This window comes from Saccharopolyspora sp. ASAGF58 (assembly GCF_012277335.1).
GTDB classification, from domain to species: domain Bacteria; phylum Actinomycetota; class Actinomycetes; order Mycobacteriales; family Pseudonocardiaceae; genus Saccharopolyspora; species Saccharopolyspora hattusasensis.
This window is the reverse complement of record NZ_CP040605.1, coordinates 4300001-4325081: the sequence shown is the minus strand read 5'-3', so window position 1 is coordinate 4325081 and position 25081 is coordinate 4300001. Positions and strand designations below refer to the sequence as shown.

19 protein-coding genes and 2 rRNA genes (1 of these 21 only partly in view) are annotated in these 25081 nt (G+C 68.4%); 10 read left to right on the top strand and 11 right to left on the bottom strand.

The genetic code is table 11. The features are described 5' to 3' along the window. Position 1 precedes the first annotated feature (1 nt). A complete protein-coding gene (locus tag FDZ84_RS20695; RefSeq protein WP_168587253.1) occupies positions 2-1249 on the bottom strand; it encodes an amino acid permease in 1248 nt (415 codons plus the stop codon). A gap of 185 nt (positions 1250-1434) precedes the next feature. On the opposite strand from FDZ84_RS20695, the gene FDZ84_RS20690 reads away from it, so the two are divergent. Next, positions 1435-2928, top strand: a complete 1494-nt coding sequence (locus tag FDZ84_RS20690) for a leucyl aminopeptidase (protein ID WP_168587252.1) — start codon at positions 1435-1437, stop codon at positions 2926-2928. 286 nt (positions 2929-3214) lie between these two features. After that, positions 3215-3715 carry an OsmC family protein gene (locus FDZ84_RS20685; protein ID WP_168587251.1) on the top strand — a complete coding sequence of 167 codons (501 nt, stop codon included), beginning with the start codon at positions 3215-3217 and terminating at the stop codon, positions 3713-3715. Between the two features lie 93 nt (positions 3716-3808). Here FDZ84_RS20685 and FDZ84_RS20680 read toward each other — a convergent pair whose 3' ends face one another. Then, the gene (locus FDZ84_RS20680; protein WP_168587250.1) at positions 3809-4153 is read right to left on the bottom strand and encodes an oxidoreductase; all 345 of its coding nucleotides are present in this window, start codon (positions 4151-4153) and stop codon (positions 3809-3811) included. A gap of 264 nt (positions 4154-4417) precedes the next feature. On the opposite strand from FDZ84_RS20680, the gene lpdA reads away from it, so the two are divergent. From lpdA to lipB, 4 genes are all read left to right on the top strand, one after another. After that, positions 4418-5788, top strand: coding sequence for a dihydrolipoyl dehydrogenase (gene lpdA / locus FDZ84_RS20675; protein WP_168587249.1), 1371 nt, complete (start codon positions 4418-4420; stop codon positions 5786-5788). 54 nt (positions 5789-5842) lie between these two features. Beyond that, on the top strand, positions 5843-7567 hold the full coding sequence (sucB, locus tag FDZ84_RS20670) for a 2-oxoglutarate dehydrogenase, E2 component, dihydrolipoamide succinyltransferase (protein WP_168587248.1): 1725 nt from the start codon (positions 5843-5845) through the stop codon (positions 7565-7567). A gap of 109 nt (positions 7568-7676) precedes the next feature. Continuing rightward, positions 7677-8564, top strand: a complete 888-nt coding sequence (locus tag FDZ84_RS20665; protein ID WP_168587247.1) for a TIGR01777 family oxidoreductase — start codon at positions 7677-7679, stop codon at positions 8562-8564. Positions 8565-8607: 43 nt separating this feature from the next. After that, positions 8608-9354 carry a lipoyl(octanoyl) transferase LipB gene (gene lipB / locus FDZ84_RS20660; protein ID WP_168587246.1) on the top strand — a complete coding sequence of 249 codons (747 nt, stop codon included), beginning with the start codon at positions 8608-8610 and terminating at the stop codon, positions 9352-9354. A 373-nt stretch (positions 9355-9727) separates the two neighbouring features. On the opposite strand, the gene FDZ84_RS20655 is transcribed toward lipB, so the two are convergent. Together FDZ84_RS20655 and FDZ84_RS20650 are read right to left on the bottom strand one after the other, a co-directional pair. Then, complete coding sequence (locus tag FDZ84_RS20655) at positions 9728-10996, bottom strand: IS4 family transposase (RefSeq protein ID WP_168587112.1); 1269 nt, start codon at positions 10994-10996, stop codon at positions 9728-9730. A 371-nt stretch (positions 10997-11367) separates the two neighbouring features. Continuing rightward, positions 11368-12312, bottom strand: a complete 945-nt coding sequence (locus tag FDZ84_RS20650; protein WP_168587245.1) for an LLM class F420-dependent oxidoreductase — start codon at positions 12310-12312, stop codon at positions 11368-11370. 340 nt (positions 12313-12652) lie between these two features. Between FDZ84_RS20650 and FDZ84_RS20645 the strand changes: the two genes are divergently transcribed. The 3 genes from FDZ84_RS20645 to FDZ84_RS20630 all read left to right on the top strand — a co-directional run bounded on the left by FDZ84_RS20645 (position 12653) and on the right by FDZ84_RS20630 (position 15392). Then, positions 12653-13198, top strand: coding sequence for a hypothetical protein (locus FDZ84_RS20645; protein ID WP_210435021.1), 546 nt, complete (start codon positions 12653-12655; stop codon positions 13196-13198). A 304-nt stretch (positions 13199-13502) separates the two neighbouring features. Further along, complete coding sequence (gene lipA, locus FDZ84_RS20635; RefSeq protein ID WP_010695373.1) at positions 13503-14504, top strand: lipoyl synthase; 1002 nt, start codon at positions 13503-13505, stop codon at positions 14502-14504. Between the two features lie 159 nt (positions 14505-14663). Next, complete coding sequence (locus FDZ84_RS20630) at positions 14664-15392, top strand: DUF4191 domain-containing protein (protein WP_168587243.1); 729 nt, start codon at positions 14664-14666, stop codon at positions 15390-15392. Positions 15393-15514: 122 nt separating this feature from the next. On the opposite strand, the gene FDZ84_RS20625 is transcribed toward FDZ84_RS20630, so the two are convergent. After that, entirely contained in the window at positions 15515-15985 is a 471-nt protein-coding gene (locus FDZ84_RS20625; RefSeq protein ID WP_168587242.1) for an RDD family protein, read from the bottom strand. A gap of 218 nt (positions 15986-16203) precedes the next feature. Between FDZ84_RS20625 and glnA the strand changes: the two genes are divergently transcribed. After that, complete coding sequence (glnA, locus tag FDZ84_RS20620; protein WP_168587241.1) at positions 16204-17628, top strand: type I glutamate--ammonia ligase; 1425 nt, start codon at positions 16204-16206, stop codon at positions 17626-17628. An 81-nt stretch (positions 17629-17709) separates the two neighbouring features. Here the strand turns inward: glnA and FDZ84_RS20615 are convergent, their stop codons facing one another. From FDZ84_RS20615 to FDZ84_RS20590, 6 genes are all read right to left on the bottom strand, one after another. Then, complete coding sequence (locus FDZ84_RS20615) at positions 17710-18570, bottom strand: SMP-30/gluconolactonase/LRE family protein (RefSeq protein ID WP_168587240.1); 861 nt, start codon at positions 18568-18570, stop codon at positions 17710-17712. 229 nt (positions 18571-18799) lie between these two features. Next, positions 18800-19264, bottom strand: a complete 465-nt coding sequence (locus FDZ84_RS20610) for a GNAT family N-acetyltransferase (RefSeq protein ID WP_371812640.1) — start codon at positions 19262-19264, stop codon at positions 18800-18802. Positions 19265-19294: 30 nt separating this feature from the next. Then, positions 19295-22336, bottom strand: a complete 3042-nt coding sequence (locus FDZ84_RS20605; protein ID WP_168587239.1) for a bifunctional [glutamine synthetase] adenylyltransferase/[glutamine synthetase]-adenylyl-L-tyrosine phosphorylase — start codon at positions 22334-22336, stop codon at positions 19295-19297. 52 nt (positions 22337-22388) lie between these two features. Then, positions 22389-23141: a type 1 glutamine amidotransferase gene (locus FDZ84_RS20600; protein WP_168590213.1), complete on the bottom strand. Its 753-nt coding sequence runs from the start codon at positions 23139-23141 to the stop codon at positions 22389-22391. 127 nt (positions 23142-23268) lie between these two features. Next, a 5S ribosomal RNA gene (rrf, locus tag FDZ84_RS20595) occupies positions 23269-23385 on the bottom strand. Positions 23386-23506: 121 nt separating this feature from the next. Next, positions 23507-25081, bottom strand: a 23S ribosomal RNA gene (locus FDZ84_RS20590); it runs 1497 nt beyond the window's last position.

Genomic DNA, 25081 nt, shown 5'->3' with positions numbered 1-25081 from the left:
CTCATCTCCAGCGACGGGACACCCCTCCCGTCGCCAAAGGACCGACAACAACGACAACAAGCGTCGCAAGCATCGCAGAAATCGGCATGCTCATTGCGAGTAAAACCGACAACCCCATGCCCAGGCACGCTGCGCGCATCGGCCAGATGTGCCCCTCCGAAAGCAGCAGTCGCGCACCGGCATTCGTGAATGCGTAGTGGACGAGCAGGCAGCAGGCCGCGAAGGCCATCGCCGGAACCGGCTCGACCAGCACCGCGACCGCCACAGCGGCGACACCAGCGGCCACATCGAGCAGATAGGGCGTCCCGGCGCTGCTGGTGCGCCCCAGGAAGCGCGGCAAGTCCCGGTCCTGCACGAGCGCCAGCGCCGTCGACCGGAACGACTCCAGCGCACCCAGCAGCACCGGCAGCAGCGCCACCGCCGCGCCGACGCCCACCAGCGGTGCGAGGTTCGCGGCCGCGGCGGCGGTCAGCACCTCGCGGATCGGCGTTGGTGAAAGCGCCAGCCGCGACCATCCCAGCTGGTAGACCAGCGCCGCGGTCACCACCGATAACGCCAGCGCGAGTGCGACCAGCGAGACCACGGTGCCGCGCTTCATCGCCGACCAGGCGAACCGGTCCTGCTCGACGGCAGGCGCGGTCAGCCGTTCGAAGCCGATGAAAGCGAAGAACAGCACGCCGGCCGCCCCGGTGATGCCCACCGCGCTGTCGGCCAGCGGGCGCCCGGTCGGGATAGGCGGCACGGGTTCTATCGCGAAGCAGGTGACCACCACGAGCCCGAGCACCGCGACGGTCAGCGCGAGCCAGATCCAGGCGGCACCGCCCCTGATCCGCAACCCCATCGTCGCCGCGAGCACGACCAGCAGCAGCGCCACCGCGGCGACCTGCGGAGCGGCGGCCGGCAGGAAGAAATCGCCCAGCACCCGCGCGATCACGGCCATCCCGGCGACCTGTCCGGCGAGGTGCGCGCTGGCCCCGATCCGCGCCGGCAGCACGCCCACCCACGCCCGCACGCACGAGTAAGCCGCGCCTGGGCCCCAGTAGGCCTCGGACTGGTGCGCGGTCGCCGACGCGGCACATGCCGCGGCCAAGAACGCGACCAGCAGCCCGAGCGGCAGCCACGGCCCGGCTGCCGCGGCGGCGGGCGCCGGCCCCACGAACACGCCGGCACCGAGCATCCCGCCGAGCGCGAGCGGGATGCCGTCACTGCCAGACGCGAGCCGACCGCGCGATTCAACCTCTTGGGGCACGGCACCACCCTTACAGACGAATGTCGATGCGTGCAGCCGCCTGTCGGCTGACGCACGGGTAGGCAGGGGCGGAGAGCCCGAACGGACCGCCACTCCGAGCGAATTCGCAGTTGCCGAGCGTTCTAGAGTGCGAAGAAGCTTTGCTGACACCGCAGCGTTGACGCAGTGACCCGGAGGATGACCACGTGACGACCCCGAAACTAGCCCTGACCGACACGGCGGTGGCCAAGCTGACCGCGAACGCGCTCGTCGTCGGAACCGTCCAGGGCGCCGACGGCCTGCAGCTCGCGCCCGGTGCCGACCAGGTCGCCGCCGCGTACGACGGAGACCTGGCGAAGGTGCTCACCTCGCTGGGCGCGACGGGCAAGGCGGACGAGGTCGTCAAGCTGCCCGCTGGCGGAAAGCTGCGCGCCGACGTGCTGGTCGCCGTCGGGCTGGGCAAGCCCGCGGCGAACGGCGGGGTGTCCGGCGAGGCGGTGCGCCGGGCCTCCGGCGCTGCGGCCCGGTCGCTGAGCGGCGTCGAGCAGGCCGCCACCACGCTGTCCGCTGTGGACCTGTCGGCGGCGGTGCAGGGCACGGTGATGGGCGCCTACGCGTTCACCTCGTACAAGTCGCAGTCCGGCGACGGCCCGCTGTCCAAGGTGGACTTCGTGGTCGGTGACGCCAAGGCGGATGCGAACGCGCACGCGCTGAAGGGCGCCACCGCGATTGGCGAGGCGGTCAACACCGCCCGCGACCTGATCAACACCCCGCCCAACGACCTGTACCCGGCGTCCTTCGCCGAGCGCGCCGCCGAACTCGGGCGTGCCGCGGGCCTGGAGGTCGAGGTTCTCGACGACAACGCGCTGCGCAAGCAGGGCTTCGGCGGCATCCTCGGCGTCGGCGCCGGTTCCGCCCGCCCGCCGCGCCTGGTGCGGCTGCGGCACAAGGGCCCGAAGGCGGCCAAGAAGGTCGCGCTGATCGGCAAAGGCGTCACGTTCGACACGGGAGGCATCTCGATCAAGCCCGCCGCGAGCATGGAGGACATGACCTCGGACATGTCCGGGGCCGCCGCCGTGATCGCCACCATGCTGCTGGCCGCGCGGCTCAACTACCCGCTGGACATCACCGCGACCGTCCCGATGGCCGAGAACATGCCGTCGGGCACCGCCTACCGCCCCGGCGATGTGCTGACCATGTACGGCGGCAAGACCGTCGAGGTGCTCAACACCGATGCCGAGGGCCGGCTGATCCTTGTCGACGCCATCACGCGGGCCTGCGAGGACGAGCCGGACTACCTGATCGAGACGTCCACGCTGACCGGCGCGCAGGTCGTGGCGCTGGGCAAGCGCACCCCCGGCGTGATGGGCAGCGGGGAGTTCCGCGACCGGGTGGCGCGGCTGTCGCAGGCCGTCGGCGAGGGCGGCTGGCCGATGCCGCTGCCCGAGGAGCTGCGCGGTGACCTGGACTCCAAGCTCGCCGACCTCGCCAACATCACCGGGCACCGCTGGGGCGGCATGCTCGCGGCAGGCATCTTCATCGAGGAGTTCGTCGCCGACGACGTGCAGTGGGCGCACGTGGACATCGCGGGCCCGTCCTACAACACGAGCGCGCCGTGGGGCTACACCCCGAAGGGCGGCACCGGCGTCCCGGTCCGCACCATGGCGGCGGTGCTGGCCGACATCGCCGACCGGGGCTGAGCACAATTTCCTGAGTGCCTGTCGAGGAATGCCGTCCGCGTGGAAATACATCAGGAGGGGCACCCGCGGTCCAGGGAACCTCTCAGGTTCCGCTAAGCGACCACCCACCCAGATCATTCACCAACAGGCTCTGACCGGGGCCGTGAGTCCTTCGTCCTGCAACAGCCGCCCGCCGGATTCACGGCCCCCGCTCGGGGCGTAGTTCTACTCCGCCGAAGTGGCGTATTTGTGATCTGAAACTCAAAAAGATCACCACAGCACGGCGCCGGAGTGCCACGATGGGTCGATGACCGAAACGACACCGACCGCGCCCAGCGCGGCACGGCACGGATACAAGGTCGACGTGGTGTGGACCGGCAACACCGGGCAGGGCACCAGCTCGTACCGCAGCTACGAACGCACCCACGAGGTGCGCGCAGCGGGCAAGGACGCCATCGACGCCTCCGCGGACCCGGTCTTCCTCGGCGACGCGGACCGCTACAACCCGGAAGAACTGCTGGTCGCATCGCTGTCGCAGTGCCACATGCTCTGGTTCCTGCACCTGGCCGCGGACTGCGGTGTGGTGGTCACCGGCTACCACGACCAGGCGCGCGGCATCCTCACCGAGAACCCGGACGGCTCCGGCCAGTTCGAAGAGGTGCGGCTCGCGCCCCAGGTCACGGTGGCCGACCGGGCGAGCGTGGACGTGGCCGAAGCCCTGCACGAACGTGCCCACGAGCTCTGCTACATCGCGAAGTCGGTGACCTTCCCGGTCAACTGCACCCCGACCACCCGCATCGCGAACTGACGATTCGACACTGTTCCGGGTTCACCTCGCGCCGGGGCGAGCGGCTTCGCCGCTCCGAAGAGACACCCGGACACCGGCGGCTTCGAGCCGCTCCTAGCCGTCGGCTGCTCTGCGGGCCTGGTCGCGGAGGATGCGCCGGCGGGCCTGGTAGTCCCGCATCCGCTGCGGGTAGCCGACCTTCGACACCTCGTAGAGCGGGATGCCGATCTTGCGGGTCAGCCGGTGCGCGGCCGACGGGCCGTCCACCCGCCGCCGGGTCCACTCGCCGTCGTGCGCGATGAGCATCAGCGTCGTCTCGGTCACCGTCGTGCGCGGTTCCAGGTATCCCTCGACGCCTCTGCGCTGCGCGGCCCAGTTGATCAAGTGCTCGGCGTCCGCCGAACTCGCGCCGCGCAACCCGCCAGAGCGCTTCCCACGAAACCGAGCGAACAGGCCCACCGGACTCGCCTCCCGTCGCAGCGGATGTCGAACAGCAGCTGTTTTCGATGATGCCACCGGCGGCATGGGGTGCGTGTGAAAAACATTCACTCCAGCCACTCGGCTCCAACGGCGCCGCTGTGATCCTCGGCAGTGCAGCACAGATCACCCAGCCCACGTCGCATACGCCCGTCGTGTGGTGACAAGATGGCTGTCAGGCGACCGTGAACCCCCCGTTCCGGCGACGCCTTCAGCTAGTCAACGATGCCTGTCGAGGAGTGCGAAGTGACCGACACGTCCGCCGATCTGGTCATTCTCGGCGGCGGTTCGGGCGGCTACGCCTGCGCCTTCCGCGCGGCCGAGCTAGGCCTGTCCGTCGTCCTTATCGAAAAGGACAAGCTCGGTGGGACGTGCCTGCACCGAGGCTGCATCCCGACCAAGGCGCTGCTGCACGCCGCCGAGGTCGCCGACTCCACCCGCGATGCCGACCAGTTCGGCGTCCGCGCCGCCCTTGAAGGCATCGACATCGACGGCGTCAACAAGTACAAGGACGGCATCGTCGCCGGCCTGTACAAGGGCCTGCAGGGCCTGGCCAAGGCGCACAAGGTAACCCTGGTCGAGGGCGCCGGCACGTTGGTCGACGCCAAGACCGTCGAGGTCAACGGCACCCGGTACACCGGCAAGAACGTCGTCCTGGCCACCGGGTCCTACTCCAAGACGCTGCCGGGCCTGGAGCTGGGCGGCAAGGTCATCGCCAGCGAACAGGCACTGAACCTCGACTTCATCCCGGAGAAGGTCGTGGTGCTCGGCGGCGGCGTGATCGGCGTGGAGTTCGCCAGCGTGTGGCGTTCCTTCGGCGCCGACGTGACCATCGTCGAAGCCCTCCCGCACCTGGTGCCCAACGAGGACGAGTTCGCCTCCAAGCGCCTGGAGCGCGCCTTCCGCAAGCGCGGCATCAAGTTCAAGACCGGCGTCAAGTTCACCGGCGCGACCCAGACCGCCTCCGGCGTCTCGGTGAGCCTGGAGAACGGCGAGACCTACGACGCCGACCTGCTGCTGGTCGCCGTCGGCCGCGGCCCGAACACCGCAGGGCACGGCTTCGAGGCCGCCGGGGTGCACATGGAGCGCGGCTTCGTCCCTACCGACGAGCGGCTGCGCACCAACCTGCCGGGCGTCTACGCCGTCGGCGACATCGTGCCCGGCCTGCAGCTGGCGCACCGCGGTTTCCAGCAGGGCATCTTCATCGCCGAGGACATCGCCGGGCTCAACCCGCAGCCGATCGACGAGGCCGGCATCCCGCGCGTGACCTACTGCCACCCCGAGGTCGCCTCGGTGGGCCTGACGGAGGCCGCGGCGAAGGAACAGTACGGCTCGGTGGAGACCTTCACCTACGACCTGGCCGGCAACGGCAAGAGCCAGATCCTCAAGACCCAGGGCGCGGTCAAGCTGGTCCGCGCCACGGACGGCCCGGTGGTCGGCCTGCACCTGGTCGGCGACCGCGTCGGTGAGCTCATCGGCGAGGCGCAGCTGATCTACAACTGGGAGGCGCTGCCGGAGGACGTCGCTCCGCTGGTGCACGCCCATCCCACCCAGACCGAAGCCCTGGGCGAGGCGCACCTCGCCCTGGCCGGCAAGCCGCTGCACGTGCACGGCTGACGTCGGCTCCGCAGTCAGCCAGCACCCCGCCACACCACGAGGAGTCAGCAAGACATGGCCTTCTCCGTTCAGATGCCGGCACTCGGCGAGAGCGTCACCGAGGGAACTATCACCCGGTGGCTCAAGCAGGAGGGCGAGACCGTCGAGGTCGACGAGCCCCTGCTGGAGGTCTCCACCGACAAGGTCGACACCGAGATCCCGTCGCCCGCCGCCGGTGTGCTCCAGCGCATCATCGCCCAGGAAGACGACACCGTCGAGATCGGTGCCGAGCTCGCCGTGATCGCCGACAGCAGCGAAGCAGCGGCCCCCGCTCCGGCCCCGGCCGCACCCGCCGCCCCGGCCGCACCCGCCGCACCTGCCGCCCCGGCCGAGCCCGCCGCTCCGGCCGAGCAGCCCGCCCCGCCGCAGCCGGCGGCTCCGGCCCCCGCCGCTGCCTCGACCGCTCCGGCCGGTGGCGCGGCAGGCACGGACGTCAACATGCCGGCGCTCGGCGAGAGCGTCACCGAGGGCACCGTGACCCGGTGGCTCAAGCAGGTCGGCGACACCGTCGAGGTCGACGAGCCCCTGCTGGAGGTCTCCACCGACAAGGTCGACACCGAGATCCCGTCGCCGGTGGCCGGCACCCTGCTGGAGATCGCCGCAGGTGAGGACGACACCGTCGAGGTCGGCGCCAAGCTGGCCGTGATCGGCGCTGCTGGCGCGGCTTCCGCCCCGGCTGCCCCGCCCGCGCCGCCCGCGGCTCCCCCGGCCCCTGCTCCCCCGGCCCCTGCTCCGGCTGCGCCGCCCGCGGCTCCGGCCCCGGCGGCTCCGGCCGAGCCGACGGCGACCACCGGCACGCCGTACGTGACGCCGCTGGTCCGCAAGCTGGCCAACGAGCACGGCATCGACCTGTCCGCGATCAAGGGCAGCGGTGTCGGCGGCCGGATCCGCAAGCAGGACGTGCAGGCCGCGATCGACACGAAGCAGGCGCCGGCGCCCACCGTCCCGGCCGCTCCCGCTGCGGCGGCGCCGAGCGCTCCGGCGCCGGTGGCGGAGCCGTCGGCGGAGGCCAAGGCGCTGCGCGGCACCACGCAGAAAATGTCCCGCCTGCGCCAGCTGCTGGCCCGCCGGATGGTGGAGTCGCTGCAGACCGCGGCGCAGCTGACGACGGTGATCGAGGTCGACGTGACCCGGATCGCCCGGCTGCGGGAGCGCGCCAAGGCGAACTTCGAGGCGTCCGAAGGCGTCAAGCTCTCGTTCCTGCCGTTCTTCGCGAAGGCCGCCGCCGAAGCGCTGAAGCTGCACCCGAAGCTGAACGCCTCGATCGACGACGAGAGCAAGCAGGTCACCTACCACGGCGCCGAGCACCTGTCGATCGCGGTGGACACCGAGCGCGGCCTGGTCTCGCCGGTGATCCACGACGCCGGGGACCTCAACCTCGGCGGGCTGGCCCGCAAGATCGCCGACCTGGCGGCGCGGACCCGCAACAACAAGATCAAGCCGGACGAGCTGTCCGGTGGCACCTTCACCATCACCAACACCGGTAGCCGCGGCGCGTTGTTCGACACGCCAATCCTGAACCCGCCGCAGGTGGGCATGCTCGGCACCGGCTCGGTGGTGAAGCGCCCGGTGGTGGTCGGCGACGAGAACGGTGGCGACACCATCGCGATCCGCTCGATGGCCTACCTGGCGCTGACCTACGACCACCGGCTGGTCGACGGCGCGGACGCCGCCCGCTTCCTGGCCACGCTCAAGCAGCGGCTGGAGGAAGGCGCGTTCGAGGCCGACCTGGGTCTGTGACCTAGCGAAGAGTGAAAGGGGTCGCCCACCGATCGGTTGGGCGACCCCTTTCACTCTTCCAGTTCCAGGCGGCTAGCACCGCGCCGACCGGTGCGAGACGATGCCGGGCATGCGCGTGGTTGTCGCCGGTTCGTCCGGTTTGATCGGCACGTCCCTGGTCGCCGGGTTGCGGCAGGCCGGGCACGACGTGGTCCGGCTGGTCCGCCGCCTCCCCCAAGCCCCCGACGAGCGGGGCTGGGATCCGGAGACCGGGCAGCTCGACGCGGATGCGCTGGACGGTGCCGACGCGGTCGTGAACCTCTGCGGAGCCGGCATCGGCGACAAGCGGTGGACGCCGGAGCGCAAGCGGCTGCTCGTGCACTCCCGGGTGCGGCCGACGCAGGTGCTCGCCGAGGCCGTCGCCGCGAAGGGCGTCCCGGTGCTTGCGAACGGGTCTGCGGTGGGTTTCTACGGCGATACCGGCTCGAAACCGGTGACCGAGACCTCCGCGCCCGGCACGGACTTCCTGGCCGGCCTATGCCGCCAATGGGAGGCTGCCACCGGCGCGGCCGCGCAGGCCGGTGCCAGGGTGGTGCTGCTGCGCAGCGGGCTGGTGCTCGCCCCGTCCGGTGGGCTGCTCGGGCAACTCCGGCCGCTGTTCTCGCTGCTGCTCGGTGGCCGGCTCGGCGACGGCAGCCAGTACTTCCCGTGGATCTCGCTGGACGACGAGGTCGCCGCGATCCGGTTCGTGCTGGAGCGGCCCGAGGTTTCCGGTCCGGTGAACCTGACCGGGCCGGCACCGGTCACCAACGCGGAGTTCACTCGCGCGCTGGGCGAGGCGCTAGGCCGGCCCGCGCCGTGGATCGTGCCGGGCTTCGCGCTCCGGATCGTCCTCGGGGAGCTCGCCGACCAGGTCCTCGGTGGGCAACGCGCGGTGCCGACGGTGCTGGAGGCGCAGGGGTTCACCTTCCAGCACCCGTCTATCGGGGCGGCGCTGGCGGCGGCCGTCTCGGGGTGAGCCTTGGGCCGTTGTCGCTGGGCCCGGGGCGTAGCCTGGCCGCGTGAGTCGTGCCAATACTTCGTGCCGCGCATCCGCCGATCCGATGGCCGTGCGTGACCTGGGAACCATCGATTACCTCTCCGCCTGGGACCTACAGCGCGAGCTGGCCACCGGCCGCGCCGAGGAGCAGAACCCGGACACCCTGCTGCTGCTGGAGCACCCGTCGGTCTACACGGCGGGCAAGCGCACCTCGCCGGAGGACCGCCCGACGGACGGGACGCCGGTCATCGACGTCGACCGCGGCGGCAAGATCACCTGGCACGGCCCGGGGCAGATCGTCGGCTACCCGATCCTGAAGCTGGCCGACCCTATCGACGTCGTCGACTACGTCCGCCGCCTGGAGCAGGCGCTGATCTGGGTGTGCGACCAGTTCGGGCTGGAGGCGGGCCGCGTCGAGGGACGCAGCGGCGTCTGGCTGCCCGCAGCGGACGGACTTCCGGAGCGCAAGATCGCCGCTATCGGCATCCGGGTGCAGCGGGGCATCACGATGCACGGGCTGGAGCTGAACTGCAACGCCGACCTGAGCCACTTCGACCGGATCGTGCCGTGCGGCATCAGGGACGTGGGCACCACTTCGCTGACCGCGGAGACCGGTCGGACCGTCGCCATCGCCGAGGCGATGCCGCTGGTCCAGCAGGGCGTGCTGGACGCGCTTGAAGGCGAGTTGCCGGTCAGCGAGCGCAACATCCCGCGCGAGCAGCCGAGCGCCGCCGGGGTGACGCTCTCGCTGGACCCGAGCCTGCGCTGATCGGGGTCGGCTGACAGATCGAAATCCACTCCTGGAAGCGGCGATCCTGGGCTCCACCGGCCGGCTCTACGACCCTCGACGACCTGGGCCGCCGCCTCGGATAAGCGTTTCCGCTGGCCAGGTACCGTGAGCGTTTTCGGGCGCTATGGCACAATGCCGCTTAGCCTATTTTGATCATGCTGCTGTGTGGGTGAGTTGGATGCTGGGCGGGCTGTCGTGGCGGGTTCCGGTGTCGGTGGGTTTTTTGACTCGGTAGGCGTTGTGGCGGCCGCGTTTGATCACGCGGGGGTAGCTGCGGTGGCGGCGGCGGGGATTGAGGTTGCGGGCGGCGGTGATGTCGGAGGTGATAGCGGCCAGAGATCGTTTCTGGTGTTCAGGGGGAAAAAGCCGCCGGATCGGCGATCCGGCGGCGGACGATGCGGACGGTGCGGGTGAATTTGACCCGGTCGGGGTCGATGTCGGCTTCGGTGGCCGCCCGGCAGATCAGCGCGCTGATCGCGTAGTGGGTGAGCAGGTAGCCGTAGAGCTCCTGGCGGACCATGTCGGGGCTTTTCGACCGCAGCACTCTTCCCGGTCCGCGCAGGACGGTTTTGATCTGTCCGTTGGCGGTTTCGTGTTCCCAGCGGTGGTGGTAGCTCTCGGCCAACGCCGCCGCCGGCGCTGCGGTGGGGTCGGTGATAGTGGTGATCAGCCGGATCAGTTCGCCCTTGCCGTTGCCGTCGCGGTCGGGCACCGTGTATTCCACGACCCGCACAATCCTGGCCTGATCAGGAGGGAGATCCTCGCCGCGGGCGGCGGCGTCGATGAGCGCTTGCCGTGCCCTGCCCCGGATTTTCGCCTCGATCAGCACCGAGCGGTAGGAGCCGTCATACAGCGATCCCAGCACCGGCAGCCTCGTGTTGGACTTGACGCGCCACAATAGCTCCGCACCCGTGTCAGCCGCGGTGCACCAGTCCTGCCAGGTGTAGAAGTTGCGGTCGGCGATCAGCAACCAGCCAGGCTGCAGGCGCCCGTACAATCGCCTCGCCAGGGTCTGTTCCCCGCTGCCCTTGCCGGTGACCCCACCGATTTCAGCGTCCACCATCGCATGCGAGCCGCACTCGCTGACCGACACCACACGGACCTTCGGAAACGCCGACCGGCTCTCCCCCGAGCCGCCGTATCCGAACTCCGCGCCGTTGGCCTTGGTGTCCGGTGCATCCCACTCGAACCCGTCGATGGCCATCAACCGCCACGGCCCGAGAAACGCACCCCGGGTCAGCTCCCCGGCCACCGGGACCGCGACCCGGGCGAACAACTCCGCAAGCGGCTCGGCCCCCAACCGCTGACGAGCCTGGGTGATCCCACCCGAAGTAGGCAGACTCCACTGCTGATCCCAGCAGCCCCACGCCGCCAGCGTATCGGTCAGCCGGGCCGCGACTTCCTCATAATCCTCCGTGGCGAACAACGCCATCGCCATCACGAAATACACCATGACGTGCGGCGGAAGCTTCCCATCCGAGCGCTTGGCCTGCCGCCCCGCCGCGACGATCACTTCATCGACCACATCCCGAGGAACCGACGAGGCCAGCACCCCCAGCGAAACCAGATCCGTCAACCGGGCCCCAGCCACCACGCCATCATCCACCACACCCGAGATCATCCCCGCCACCAACAACAAGATCAACTCAAGCTAAGCGGCATTGCGCTATGGCACCCAAAATCACTCACGGGTGCTGACCAGTGCTCACCGCTGCCTCCGACATCGCCGGCCGACTCGGAACGCGCTGAACCGAAGGCCACCTGTGCCCGGCTTCTAAGACACCGCGGCGCGGGCCGCCGCCCTGGGGTGGCAGTCGGGCGGCGGGCGGAGCAAAGGTGCCCGTTCACAGGTCATCCGACTGGAATCCGATCCGATCCGATCGGGATCCGCGATTTCAACGGAAATCGGACCTCCGATTTCCATTGAAATCGCGGAAGAACCCGCCCGTTGGGGGTGTGAGCCTGGTCGGAGTCGCCCATTCCGCCGCGAAGTCAGAGCTGGGGCGCCACCTCGGCGGCGACCAGCTCGAGGTGGTCCAGGTCGGAGAGGTCGAGGACCTGGAGGTAGAGGCGGGTGATACCGGTGAGCTCCCGCCACGTCCCGATCTTGGCGACGACCTCGTCCGGCGTCCCGGCCAAGCCGTTGAGGCGCAGCTCCTCGACGTCCCGGCCGATGGCGTCGGCCCGGCGCGCGAGCTCCGCGTCGTTCTTGCCGACGCACAGCACCAGAACCGCGGACCGCACGATCTCCTGATGCGGCCGACCGATCGCGGTGCACGCCTCGGCGACCCGCTCGAACTGCTTCGCGGCCGTGTCCACGTCGACGAACGGCAGGTTGAACTCGTCGGCGAAGCGAGCGGCAAGCTCCGGCGTCCGCTTCTTGCCCTGCCCGCCGATCAGCAGCGGCGGCCGGGGCTCCTGCACCGGCTTGGGCAGCGCCGGCGAATCCGCCAGCTGGTAGTGCTCGCCGTCGTACCGGAAGTGCTCGCCGGCCGGGGTGCCCCACAGCCCGGTGATGATCTCCAGCTGCTCGGCGTAGCGGTCGAACCGCTCCTTAAGCGACGGGAACGGGATGCCGTAGGCAGTGTGCTCCGCCTCGTACCAGCCCGTGCCAAGGCCGAGTTCGACGCGCCCGCCGGACATCTGGTCAACCTGCGCGACCGCGATCGCCAACGGCCCGGGCAGCCGGAACGTGCCTGCCGTCATCAGGGTGCCCAGCCGCACCCGGCTGGTCTCGCGGGCCAACCCGGCCAGCGTCACCCAGGCGTCGGTCGGGCCGGGCTCGCCCGACACCGACCCCATCTTCAGGTAGTGGTCGGAGCGGAAGAACGCGTCGTAACCGGTCTGCTCTGCGTGCTTGGCCACGCGCAGCAAGTCGTCGTAGGTCGCGCCCTGCTGGGGCTCGGTGAAGATCCGCAACTTGAGGTATTCGCTCACGGTCCCCGAGGCTAGTAGAGGCTAGTAGTGGGGTTCGGCCCGTGCCGACCGCCCGCTCGAGCGGGCCGCAACCCGTTGCGGACCCGTTCCACGCACTCGCCGAATCGCCGATGTCGAGGCGGGCGTGCTTAAGCGATCCCGGCCCAGGGTCCGCTGGGGTGGCCACGCCGCCAGCCTATGACCTGAGGTCACCGCATCAATCCACTGCTGGCTCCGATCCCAGCAGCCGAACAGGCTGGATCGCGTCCACCCGGAACCGAAAGGACCACCCCATGCCCCGACAGCTTTGGCGCCGCGACCCCGACTCCTCGAACCTGCCGGAGCCCGAACGTTCGTGCGGGTGTTCGTCGCCGCAGAGCAGCTCGAACCGGCCACCGCCTGGTACGAGCGGCTGCTCGGCGTCGAGCGCGACATGTTCATGCCGTACCCGGAGAAGGACCTCGCGCTCGCCGCGGTCGGCGGCTTCCTGATCATCGCGGGCCCCGACGAGGCCCTGGCCCCGTTCCGGCAGACCGTCGGCACGCTGCTGGTCGCCGACGTCGGCCCCTACGAGAAGCGCTTCCGGCAGGAAGGGCTGGACTTCATCCAGGAGCGCTTCCGGGCACCGTCCGGCGAGGGGTTCACCGTCCGGCGAGGGGTTCACCGTCCGCCACTCAGACGGCACGGTAATCGAGTACGTGCACCACCGGCCGAGCGCCCACGAGCTCAGCTGACGGGCCCCGGCACCCGCCGGACCAGGCTGGGCGGCGGCAACTGGAGCGCGTACCGGGCGGTCAGCTCCCGCCGGGCACGCACGGAGGCGAACATGCCGCGCACCTCGACCTGCATCTCGGCGGAGCCAGCCGCACGAGCTCCACCGGCCACGGCAGCAGGTGGCAGAGCTTGAGCAGGAACACGAGCGGCAACGCGATCCCCACCAGCAGTTCCAGCCAGCAGCACCGGCACGGGCAGCAGCAGCCTGGCGAACCGGAGCACCACCGAGATCGGCCCCTCGCTCAGCCGCGGCCGGCGCTCCCCGGCGAGGCGCAACCGGACGACCCGGAACCACGGCGCCCACCGGAGGTGGACCGACCAAGAATCTTCCGACACGGCTGTGCAGTATGCCTCCCCCGGCCGGCGGACCACTGGGCAAATCCGCACCGCTTCTCACCATTTCGGACCGGCTGGGATCAGGGGCGTAGCCTGTCGTCGTGACTGTCGCGCCGGAGGGTCGGAAGCTGCTGCGGCTGGAGGCCCGCAACAGCCAGACACCGATCGAGAAGAAGCCGTCGTGGATCAAGACCCGCGCACGGATGGGACCCGAATACACGGAGCTGAAGGGCCTCGTTCGCCGCGAGGGCCTGCACACCGTCTGCGAAGAGGCGGGGTGCCCCAACATCTTCGAGTGCTGGGAGGACCGGGAGGCCACGTTCCTCATCGGTGGCGACCAGTGCACGCGTCGCTGCGACTTCTGCCAGATCGACACCGGGAAGCCGGCCGAGCTGGACGTCGAGGAGCCGCGCCGCGTCGCCGAGTCGGTGCAGGCGATGGGCCTGCGCTACTCGACCGTCACCGGCGTCGCCCGCGATGACCTGCCCGACGGCGGCGCGTGGCTGTACGCGGAGACGGTCCGGCAGATCCACGCGCTGAACCCCGGTACCGGGGTGGAGCTGCTCATCCCGGACTTCAACGCCAAGCCGGACCAGCTGGCCGAGGTCTTCAGCTCCCGCCCGGAGGTGCTCGCGCACAACCTGGAGACGGTGCCGAGCGTGTTCCGCCGGATCCGGCCGGGCTTCCGCTACGAGCGGTCGCTGAAGGTGATCACCGAGGCCCGCGAGGCGGGGCTGGTGACCAAGTCGAACCTGATCCTGGGCATGGGCGAGACCCCGGAGGAGGTGCGCCCCGCGCTGCAGGACCTGCACGACGCGGGTTGCGACATCATCACCATCACCCAATACCTGCGGCCCAGCCCGCGGCACCACCCGGTGGACCGGTGGGTCAAGCCGGAGGAGTTCGTGGAGCACACCAAGGCCGCCGAGGAAATTGGCTTCCCCGGTGTGATGGCGGGCCCGCTGGTGCGCTCCAGCTACCGCGCCGGCCGCCTGTACGCCAAGGCCACGGTGCACCGTGGCATGCCGCTGCCGGACAACCTGGCCCACCTAGCCAAGGCCGGCACCGCCGCCCAAGAGGCCACCAGCCTGCTCTCCCGCTGATGCTCTCCTAAGTGCGGGGCGCCGTCGATCGAGTCGCTCGGTCGACGGCGCCCCTCGCGCTTCGCTCGACCGCGTTTTTCGGGGGCGGATTTCACGGGTCGGTGACGCATCCCGGACCGCACCTGCACCTGGCAGAGGCCGCGCCGTATCCTGAAAAACATGGCCAAGCAGGACAAGGCCGCCAAGAAAGCGGCGGCCAAAGCAAGGCGCCAGGCAACCCGGGGCCGCATCAAGCAGATCTTCGAGGCGTTCAAGATGCAACGCCGGGAGGACAAGCTGCTCCTCCCGCTGATGCTCGGGGCGTTCCTCGGCGTGACCGTCGTGGTATTCCTGCTGGGCATCATCTGGGGGCTGCACTGGGTGTTCCTCCCGGTCGGCCTGGCCTTCGGCCTGCTGGCCGCAGTGATCATCTTCGGTCGGCGGGTGCAGGCGACCGTCTACCGCAAGGCCGACGGCCAGCCCGGCGCCGCCGGGTGGGCCCTGGACAACCTCCGCGGCCGCTGGGTGCTGAACCAGGCCGTGGCGGGCACCGCCCAGCTCGACACCGTGCACCGGCTGATCGGGCGGCCCGGGGTCGTGCTAGTCGGAGAGGGCTCCCCGCATCGGGTCAAGTCGCTGATGGCGCAGGAGAAAAAGCGCGTCGCCCGCCTGATCGGGGAGACGCCGATCTACGAGATCACCGTCGGCAACGAGAAGGACCAGGTGCCGCTGAGCAAGCTGCAGCAGCGCATCATGAAGCTGCCGCGCAACATCGGCCCGGGCCAGGTCGACGCGATCGAGAACCGGCTGGCGGCGCTGGCCAGCCGCGGCAACTCGCTGCCCAAGGGCCCCATGCCGCAGGGCGCCAAGATGCGGAACGTGCAACGCGCCGTCCGCCGCGCGAAGTAACCAAGACGAAGAAAGCGGGCCCGGGTGGCGCACCCGGGCCCGCTTTCTTCGTCCGCAGTCGTCCTCAGTCGTCCGTCCTCAGTCGTCCGTCCGCAGTCGTACGCAGCCGTACGCAGTCGTCCTCAGCGCCGGAGGACGATGGTCTTGCTGGCGCGGTCGTGCCAGGAGCGGCCGTCGAAGTTCCACATCACCGCCGGGATGACCAGCAGCGTCAGCCCGCAGCGCAGCGCCGCGCGCAGCGGCCCCACCATCCCCGCGCCGTCGATCCGGGCGACCCAGATTCGCATCATCGCCATGCCCGGGGTGAAGCCAAAAAAGCTCACCGGGATGACGGTGATCAGGAACCAGGTCAGCAAGCTCCAGTCGCCCGGGAACTCCGGCGCGGTGAACGCGGCGGTGATCAGTGCCGCCAGCAGGATGTCGATGACGAACGCCAGCAGGCGCTTGCCCGGCGGCGCCGCCGAACCGGGGCCGTCCTTGGGCAAGCCCAGTTTCTCGCCGCGCCAGTCGGGCCGCGCCTCGGTGGCCTGCTCGCGCGCGTGGTTAAATGCGCTCTTCGGGCCCTCCAGCCACGAACCGATGACTCTTCGCACGTCATCCAGGGTACGTGCCCCTGCCGTACGGCCTGCGGAGCATCACGCCCGCCCGGTGCGCGCAACCCCGGCCACCCGAACAGGCGGCAGTTAACGCCCACGAAACATTCAGGTGACGACGGGGCAACACCCCTGGCATAACGTGGACCGTGAGCCGGCGGTGGAAACTTTGGCGTTGCGTCGGTGAGCTGTACGAGTGCGTGAAGGAGCCACCGAGGTTGTTCAAGAATCCTGACGAGGTCCTGCGCTTCATCGCCGATGAGGACGTGAAGTTCGTAGATGTCCGGTTCTGCGACCTACCGGGCGTGATGCAGCACTTCACGGTGCCCGCCACCGCGTTCGACCAGGATGCATTCACCGAGGGACTGGCCTTCGACGGCTCGTCCGTGCGCGGCTTCCAGTCGATCCACGAGTCGGACATGCTGCTCCTGCCGGACCCCTACACCGCCCGGCTGGACCCGTTCCGCGCGGAGAAGACGTTGATCCTCAACTTCTTCGTGCACGACCCGTTCACGCTGGAGCCGTACAGCCGCGACCCGCGCAACATCGCGCGCAAGGCCGAGCAGTACCTGAACGAGTCCGGCATCGCCGACACCGCGTTCTTCGGCGCCGAGGCCGAGTTCTACATCTTCGACTCGGTCAAGTTCGGCGAGGCCCCCAACAAGAGCTTCGCCGAGGTCGACTCGATCGAGGGCTGGTGGAACACCGGCCGCGACGAGGAGGGCGGCAACCGGGGCTACAAGACCCGGCTGAAGGGCGGCTACTTCCCGGTCTCCCCGTACGACCACTTCGCGGACCTGCGCGACCAGATGGTCAAGCAGCTGATCGGCTCGGGCTTCACTATCGAGCGGGCGCACCACGAGGTCGGTACCGGCGGCCAGGCCGAGATCAACTACAAGTTCAACACCCTGCTGCACGCGGCGGACGACTTGCAGCTGTTCAAGTACGTCATCAAGAACACCGCCTGGCAGCACGGCAAGACCGTGACATTCATGCCCAAGCCGCTTTTCGGTGACAACGGTTCCGGCATGCACAGCCACATGTCGCTGTGGAAGGACGGCAGCCCGCTGTTCTACGACGAGACTGGCTACGCCGGCCTGTCGGACATGGCGCGCTACTACATCGGCGGCATCCTGCACCACGCCCCGAGCCTGCTGGCCTTCACCAACCCGACGGTGAACTCCTACCACCGCCTGGTGCCGGGCTACGAGGCCCCGGTGAACTTGGTGTACTCGCAGCGCAACCGCTCGGCCTGCATGCGCATCCCGATCACCGGTGCGAACCCGAAGGCCAAGCGCGTCGAGTTCCGCTGCCCCGACCCGTCCGGCAACCCGTACCTGGGGTTCGCCGCGATGATGATGGCCGGCCTGGACGGCATCAAGAACAAGATCGAGCCGGCCGAGCCGATCGACAAGGACCTCTACGAGCTCCCGCCGGAAGAGGCCAAGAACGTCCCGCAGGTGCCGGACAGCCTGGCAAAGGTCATCGACAACCTGGAAGCCGACCACGACTTCCTGCTGGAGGGTGGCGTGTTCACCCCCGACCTGATCGAGACCTGGATCAACCTGAAGCGGGAGGACGAGATCGACCCGATCCGCCTGCGCCCGCACCCGCACGAGTTCTCGCTGTACTTCGACGTGTGATCGACTGACAGCCCGGTGAAGCGGGGTGGGGACTTCGGTCCCCACCCCGCTTCGCTTTTCTGCTGTTATTAGCGACAGGGGTCAGATTCCCTGCCAGGGCGGGAGTCGCATGCCTACGGTGCCGGGCTTGAAGCGCAGCAGCGCGCCCGCGTAGGGGTCTTCGCGCAGCCCGAGCTCGTCGTAGCCGAAGCACGCCGAAGTCACGTACATCTCCTCCAGCCGCGAACCACCGAAGGCGAGGCTGGTGATCCGCCGGGTCGGTGCCCACAGCACGGTTTCGAGGTCCCCGCTGGGCCCGTACCGGTGGATCCGCCCGGTCCAGTGCATCGCCACCCACAGGCATCCCTCGGCGTCCACCGCAATGCCCTCCGGGCTGCCCTCGGACTCCGCGCACACCACCCACTGCCGCCCTGACACCGCCCGCGCGCTGTCCACGTCGTAGTCGTAGACCCAGATGGTGCGCGTGTCGACCAGGTACATCCGGGTACCATCCGGGCTCCACGCCAGGCCGCCGACGCCGGTCACCCCCTCGACCAGCAATCGCGCCCGGTCGCCGTCGAGCACGTACAGCGCGCTTGCGCGCAGGTCGCGGGCATGCGTCAGGGTCCCGGCCACGAATCGCCCGGCTGGGTCGCAGGCACCAACGCTCATCCGGTCGCCGTTGCGCACCTGCACGACCGGCTCCAGCGCGGCACGCCCCAGGTACACCCGTGCGAAACCGTTCCCCGCGGCAGCGACCAACTGCCCGTGCCGGGTAGCACCCAGCGCCGTCACCACGCCCGGCAGCACCCGCACTTCGTCGGCACCGGAATCCCGGTGATAGGTGTGCAATTCGTTGCGCAGCAAGTCCACCCAATGCACGCAATTGAGCGCCGACATCCACAGCGGGCCCGTCCCGCACAGCGCCTGCCGGTCGACGAGCAGCTCGAAGTCCTCGGACATCGAAAGTCCCCCATCCCGAACCACGCCTGCCCTGCTCGCCGAGGCTACTGGCGAATTCGGCAATACGGGACCGCCGACCGGGTTTCTCCGGAATAAGTCCAATGAGGATGCCGGATCACATTGCGCCGCGATACGTCATCCGGACTACTCGATTACCGCCGATTCACGCAATCGAACAATCTGCCGGATGCGGCCCGAATAGTCCACATTGCATGTGTCGTCCGATCAGCTACCGGAAGCGGGCGAGACTTCCCGGACGAAGCAAACCCGGTCGTGCCCGCGCCCGTCGTAATCCCGGTGCACCGCCAATCCCGTCGATTTCGGTATCGCCGGGAACGAGCTCGAACCCCATTCGCCGGTGAAACGCGATAGAACCGGTGTTGGCCGGGGAGGTGATGCAGCGGACCCGGCTGCGCCCGGCGCTGGACGCGGTATCGAAGAATTCGGCGTACAACCGGCGCGCGAGTCCGCCGCGGCGCCGCGCCGGATCGACACCGACGAAGTGGATGGAATCCCAGCATTTCACCACCCCGCTCGGCCACGAGGCTCGTACCGGAGAAATGCTGCAAGAACAACCGCAGCACCAACAAGGACAATTCACGGGCTGCGGCCGGACTTCTGGAATCCGTCCACCACGACTCGATCGCCGCCACGATCCGCGGATGGTCGGTCTCTTCGGCCTGGCGCAACCCATCGGTCATGACCCCCACCCTAGGCGCAACGATCAGGAACCGTAGAAGACCCGTTCCACGACGGCGCGAGCGCGCCGGGTCACCCGCAAGTAGTCATCGACGACCTCACCGGTGTCCACTCCGGCCGGATAGCCCAACGCCGCCGCCACCGCGCTCAATTCCCGGGTGTGCTTGGGAAGCTGGTCATCGGGCTTGCCGCGCACCAGCATCACCGCGTTGCGCACGCGCATCGCCAGCGTCCACGCCTCGACGAGCTCATCGGTATCACTGGCTTCCAGCACACCGACCGAGGCCGCGGCGCGCAACCCGTCCACCGTCGATGTGGTTCGAAGTTCGGCGAACTCATGCGCATACTGCAATTGAAGCAACTGAAGCGTCCACTCCACGTCGGCCAGGCCGCCGCGCCCGAGCTTGGTGTGGGTGGCGGGATCGGCCCCCCGCGGCAGCCGCTCGGAATCGACCCTCGCCTTGATCCGGCGGATCTCCCTGACCTTTGCCTCGTCCAGCCCGCCTTCCGGATAGCGGACCGAATCGATGGCCCGGCAAAACCGCTCCCCTAGGTCGTGATCGCCCGCAACGGCTCGCGCTCGCAGTAGGGCTTGCGCCTCCCATGCCTCGCCCCAACGCCGGTAGTACGCCAGGTAGGAGTCCAGGGTCCGCACCAGCGCGCCCTGCCGCCCCTCCGGCCGCAGGTCGATGTCGACCTCCAACGGCGGATCCTGGCTCGGTGCACCGAGCAAGCGGCGAACCTGCTCGACGACGGAAGTGGCGAACCGGACGGCAGTCCGCTCGTCGACACCGTCGATGGGTTCGCACACGAACATCACGTCGGCATCGGAGCCATAACCCAACTCGGCGCCGCCCAGGCGTCCCAGCCCGATCACGGCGATCCGCGCCGGGATCTCGCCTTCCGACCGGCTGGCCACGTCCCGCATGGACACGTCCAACGCGGATTCCAGCACTGCGACCCAGATGTTCGACAGCGCCCAGAAAACGGTGGTCGGTTCCATCAGGTCAAGCAGGTCACCGCAAGCGATGCGCAGCAGCTCGTGCCGCCGCAACGAACGCGCCGCGGAGACCGCCCGCTGCGGCTCCGAATAACGCGCCACCGCGCTGCGCAACGATGTTGCCGCCTCCATCGGATCGCGCTCGGCGAGTGCTGCCGTATCCGAGAGCAGTCGCAGCACTTCCGGCGCCCGCACCAGCAATTCCGGAACCAGTTTCGAAGTGCCCAGCAGCTGGGCCAGCCGTTCGGCGACCACGCCCTCGTCCCGCAGCAACCGCAGGTACCAAGGGGTTTCGGCCAACGCCTCCGACACCTTGCGGTAGGCGAGCAGCCCGCCATCGGGATCCGGCGTGTTCGCCAGCAGATCCAGCAGCATCGGCAGCAAGGTGCCCTGGATGCTGGCCCTCCGCGACACCCCGGACGTCAACGCCCCGATATGCCGCAACGCCCCTTCCGGGGAGGTGTAGCCGAGCGCGGCCAGTCGCGCGACGGCGGCCGAGGTGGTCAACCGCAGCGCCGCGGTGGGGACCTTCGCGACCGCTTCCAGCAGCGGGCGGTAGAAGAGCTTCTCGTGCAGGCGGCGAACCCTGTTGCCGTGCCTGCGGAACTCCGCGACCAAGGCCTGGGCCGCAGTGTTCCGGCCGCTGGAGCGAAGGCCGACCGCGCGGGCGAGCACCGTCAGCGCGTCGTTGTCGTCGAAGGGCGGGAACAGATGGGTGCGGCGCAGCTGTCGCAGCTGCAGCCGGTGCTCCACCGTGCGCAGGAAGCGGTAGGAGTCCACCAGGTCCGCGGCGTCGGTGCGGGCCACGTATCCGCCCTCGCCCAACGCCAGCAAAGCATCCAATGTGGACTTCGAACGGAGCGAGTCGTCGCTGCGACCGTGCACCATTTGCAGCAGCTGCACGGCGAACTCGACGTCCCGCAAGCCCCCGCGGCCGAGCTTCAGCTCGCGCTCGACCAACTCCGACGGAACGTGGTCCTCGACCCGCCGCCGCATCGATCGCACATCCGAGACGAAACCCTCGCGCTCCGCGGCGGTCCACACCAGCGGCTGCACCGCTTCGAGGTAGCGAGCACCGAGCTCCTCGTCCCCGGCCACCGGGCGCGCCTTCAACAACGCCTGGAACTCCCAGGTCCGGGCCCACCGCCGGTAGTAGCTGAGGTGGCCATCAAGCGTCCGCACCAAGGCCCCGGCCTTGCCCTCCGGACGCAGCGCTGCATCGACCTCGAAGAACGCTGGGCTCGCCACACGCATCATGAGGCTGGCCAACCGTGTCGCGGCCGGGATATCCGACTCGCTGTCGGCGACGAACACGACGTCGACGTCGCTGACGTAATTCAGCTCCCGCCCACCGCACTTGCCCATCGCTATCACCGCGAGGCTCGGCACCTCGTCCACGCCGGACCGCGGCAGCTCCGCGACGGCGACCGCCAGCGCCGCCCGCAGCGCCGCGACCGCCACGTCGGACAGGTCGGCAGCAACGTCCTCATACGGCGTCGCCGGCAACGACGGCTCCGAAACGCTAGCCATATCGTTGCCGGCGACGTCTAGCAACAACCCCCGGTAAGTGCTCCGCAGAGCGCTAACCGCATCGGGTCCGCGCAGCTGCGCAACCGGGCCTCCCGGTGTGCCCGGCATCCCGTCGCCGTCCGCTCCGACCGAGGTCAGCAGCACCGAGGTGCGCTCCTCCAGGGTGCTCGGCTGGACGGCATCCGACCGCAGCCGACGCCAGTCCGCCGGATTCGCCACCAGGTGATCGGCGAATGCCGTGGAATCGCCGAGCACACCGAACAAACGCCCGCGCAGCCCCAGGTCGTCCGCGAGTGCCTGCGACAACTCCGCCCAGGCAGGGCCTGCGAACTCCTGGAAGCGGTCGAGGGCGAGCAGCGCGAGATCCGGATCTGGTGCGCGGGAAAGCGCGGCGACGATCGGCTCGGCTTGCACCGGGCCGGCATCCGACCACCAGCCGACTCGCCTCAACTGGGCCTCGGCACGTGGCGCGTCGCTGAACCCGTAACGCGCGGTGGACGGCACCGAACCCGATCGGGACGAGTTGCTGTTCGCCATGTTCGAACCGTAGTCCGCATCCGATGCCGGGGAAGACCCAACCTGACGACAATCACGCCAGGGGCAAGAACCTGCTGGTACTGCGCTCATCCGGGGGAATGGCGACCAACCGCACGAAGCGTTCGGCGACCGGCTGCCACGTCTCGGCGAGATCGGCGTGGAACTCCCGCAGGTGCTCGGGTTCCAGCTGCCCCGGACGGGCCGCGGCGGCGACATCCGGCGACATCCTGGCCCACTCCAACACCATGTCCGGGGTCGTCTCGATGTTGAACTGCAATCCGTACGCGCAGTCCCCGACCCGGAAGGCCTGGTTGTCGCACTTCGGCGAGGAAGCGAGCAGCCGCGCAGACGGCGGCAGGGCCGTGATCTCGTCGGTGTGGAACTGCAACACGTCAGGCGTCAGCGGTACTGGGCCGAACAGCGGATCCTCGGCCGCGGCATCCCGCTTCGCCACCAACAGGGTGCCGACCTCCGGTCCCTTCCGAGCGGGCCGAACCTGGCCACCGGTAGCAGCGGCGAGCAGCTGAGCGCCCAAGCAGATCGCCAACACCGGAACCCGCTCGCCCACGGCCTTGCTCAGCAGCGCGCGAACGCCAGCCAGCCAAGGGTGTTCCGCGTCGTCGTACGCACCCATTTCACCGCCGAGCACGACCACGCCCTGATGGCCGTCGAAGCCGTCCGGGAGCCGCTGCTCCGACGGAAGCACAACGTCGAGTTCCGCACCCGCGGCAAGAAGCCATTCGCCGAGCTCGCCCGGGGGATCCAACTTCGACGGCTGGACAACGAGAATCCGCACACCACCCATGCCCGTGAGGGTACGTGCCGGCAATCCGAACGCCCACCGACTTCTGCAGGCAGACCGGACCGATCGCCTTGGAAATGAGAAGGGGCCCCTTCTTCCGTTCCGGAAGAAGGGGCCCCTTCAAATAGTGTGTCGGCGGTGTCTTACTCTCCCACACCCTGTCGAGTGCAGTACCATCAGCGCTGGGGAGCTTAGCTACCGGGTTCGGAATGGGACCGGGCGGACCCTCCCCGCCATCGCCACCGACAACCCTCACCCCGCCGTAAACGACGGGAAACCAGGCGTCAGAACACGAATGACACATGTTCAATTATCAAAAGGTTCTGGTTGTTGCCCCAGAACCGTATAGTGGGTGCGTAGCAATCTTTGTGAGCAAGTCCTCGGCCTATCAGCACCAGTCAACTCCACACGTTACCGTGCTTCCATATCTGGCCTGTCAACCCAATCATCTCTTGGGGGCCTTAACCCACAACGGGTGGGAGACCTCATCTAGGAACAGGCTTCCCGCTTAGATGCTTTCAGCGGTTATCCCTCCCGAACATAGCCAACCAGCCACGCCCTTGGCAGAACGACTGGCACACCAGAGGTTCGTCCGTCCCGGTCCTCTCGTACTAGGGACAGCCTTCCGCAAGTCTCCTACGCGCGCGGCGGATAGGGACCGAACTGTCTCACGACGTTCTAAACCCAGCTCGCGTGCCGCTTTAATGGGCGAACAGCCCAACCCTTGGGACCAACTCCAGCCCCAGGATGCGACGAGCCGACATCGAGGTGCCAAACCATGCCGTCGATATGGACTCTTGGGCAAGATCAGCCTGTTATCCCCGGGGTACCTTTTATCCGTTGAGCGACACCGCTTCCACCAGCCAGTGCCGGATCACTAGTCCCTGCTTTCGCACCTGCTCGACCCGTCAGTCTCACAGTCAAGCTCCCTTATACACTTACACTCAACACCTGATTGCCAACCAGGCTGAGGGAACCTTTGGGCGCCTCCGTTACCCTTTAGGAGGCAACCGCCCCAGTTAAACTACCCACCAGGCACTGTCCCCGATCCGGATCACGGACCCGAGTTAGATGCCCGGAACGACCAGAGTGGTATTTCACCAACGACTCCACACCCACTAGCGTGAATGCTTCACAGTCTCCCACCTATCCTACACAAGCCGAACCAAACACCAATACCAAGCTATAGTAAAGGTCCCGGGGTCTTTCCGTCCTGCCGCGCGAAACGAGCATCTTTACTCGTACTGCAATTTCACCGGGCCTGTGGTCGAGACAGCGGAGAAGTCGTTACGCCATTCGTGCAGGTCGGAACTTACCCGACAAGGAATTTCGCTACCTTAGGATGGTTATAGTTACCACCGCCGTTTACTGGCGCTTAAATTCTCCGCTACACCCCAAAGGGTTCACGGGTCCTCTTAACGTTCCAGCACCGGGCAGGCGTCAGTCCATATACATCGCCTTACGGCTTCGCATGGACCTGTGTTTTTAGTAAACAGTCGCTTCTCCCTGGCCTCTGCGACCACCACCAGCTCCCCAAGCACGTCGGTTCACCAGCAGTGGCCCCCCTTCTCCCAAAGTTACGGGGGCAATTTGCCGAATTCCTTAACCACAGTTCACCCGACCGCCTCGGTATTCTCTACCTGACCACCTGTGTCGGTTTCGGGTACGGGCCGTGAAGACACTCGCTAGAGGCTTTTCTCGACAGCATGGGATCACTCACATCGCCACAACGGCTACGCATCACCCCTCACCCACAAGGCATGCGGATTTACCTACACACCGGGCTACAGGCTTACACCAGTACAACCACTCACTGGCAGAGCTACCCTCCTGCGTCACCCCATCACTTAACTACCGCCCCATCAGGTCCCATGCCAGCACGCATATCACCCAAAGGATCAACACACACCAAGATGGTTAGTATCAAAGGTTTCGCTATGGAC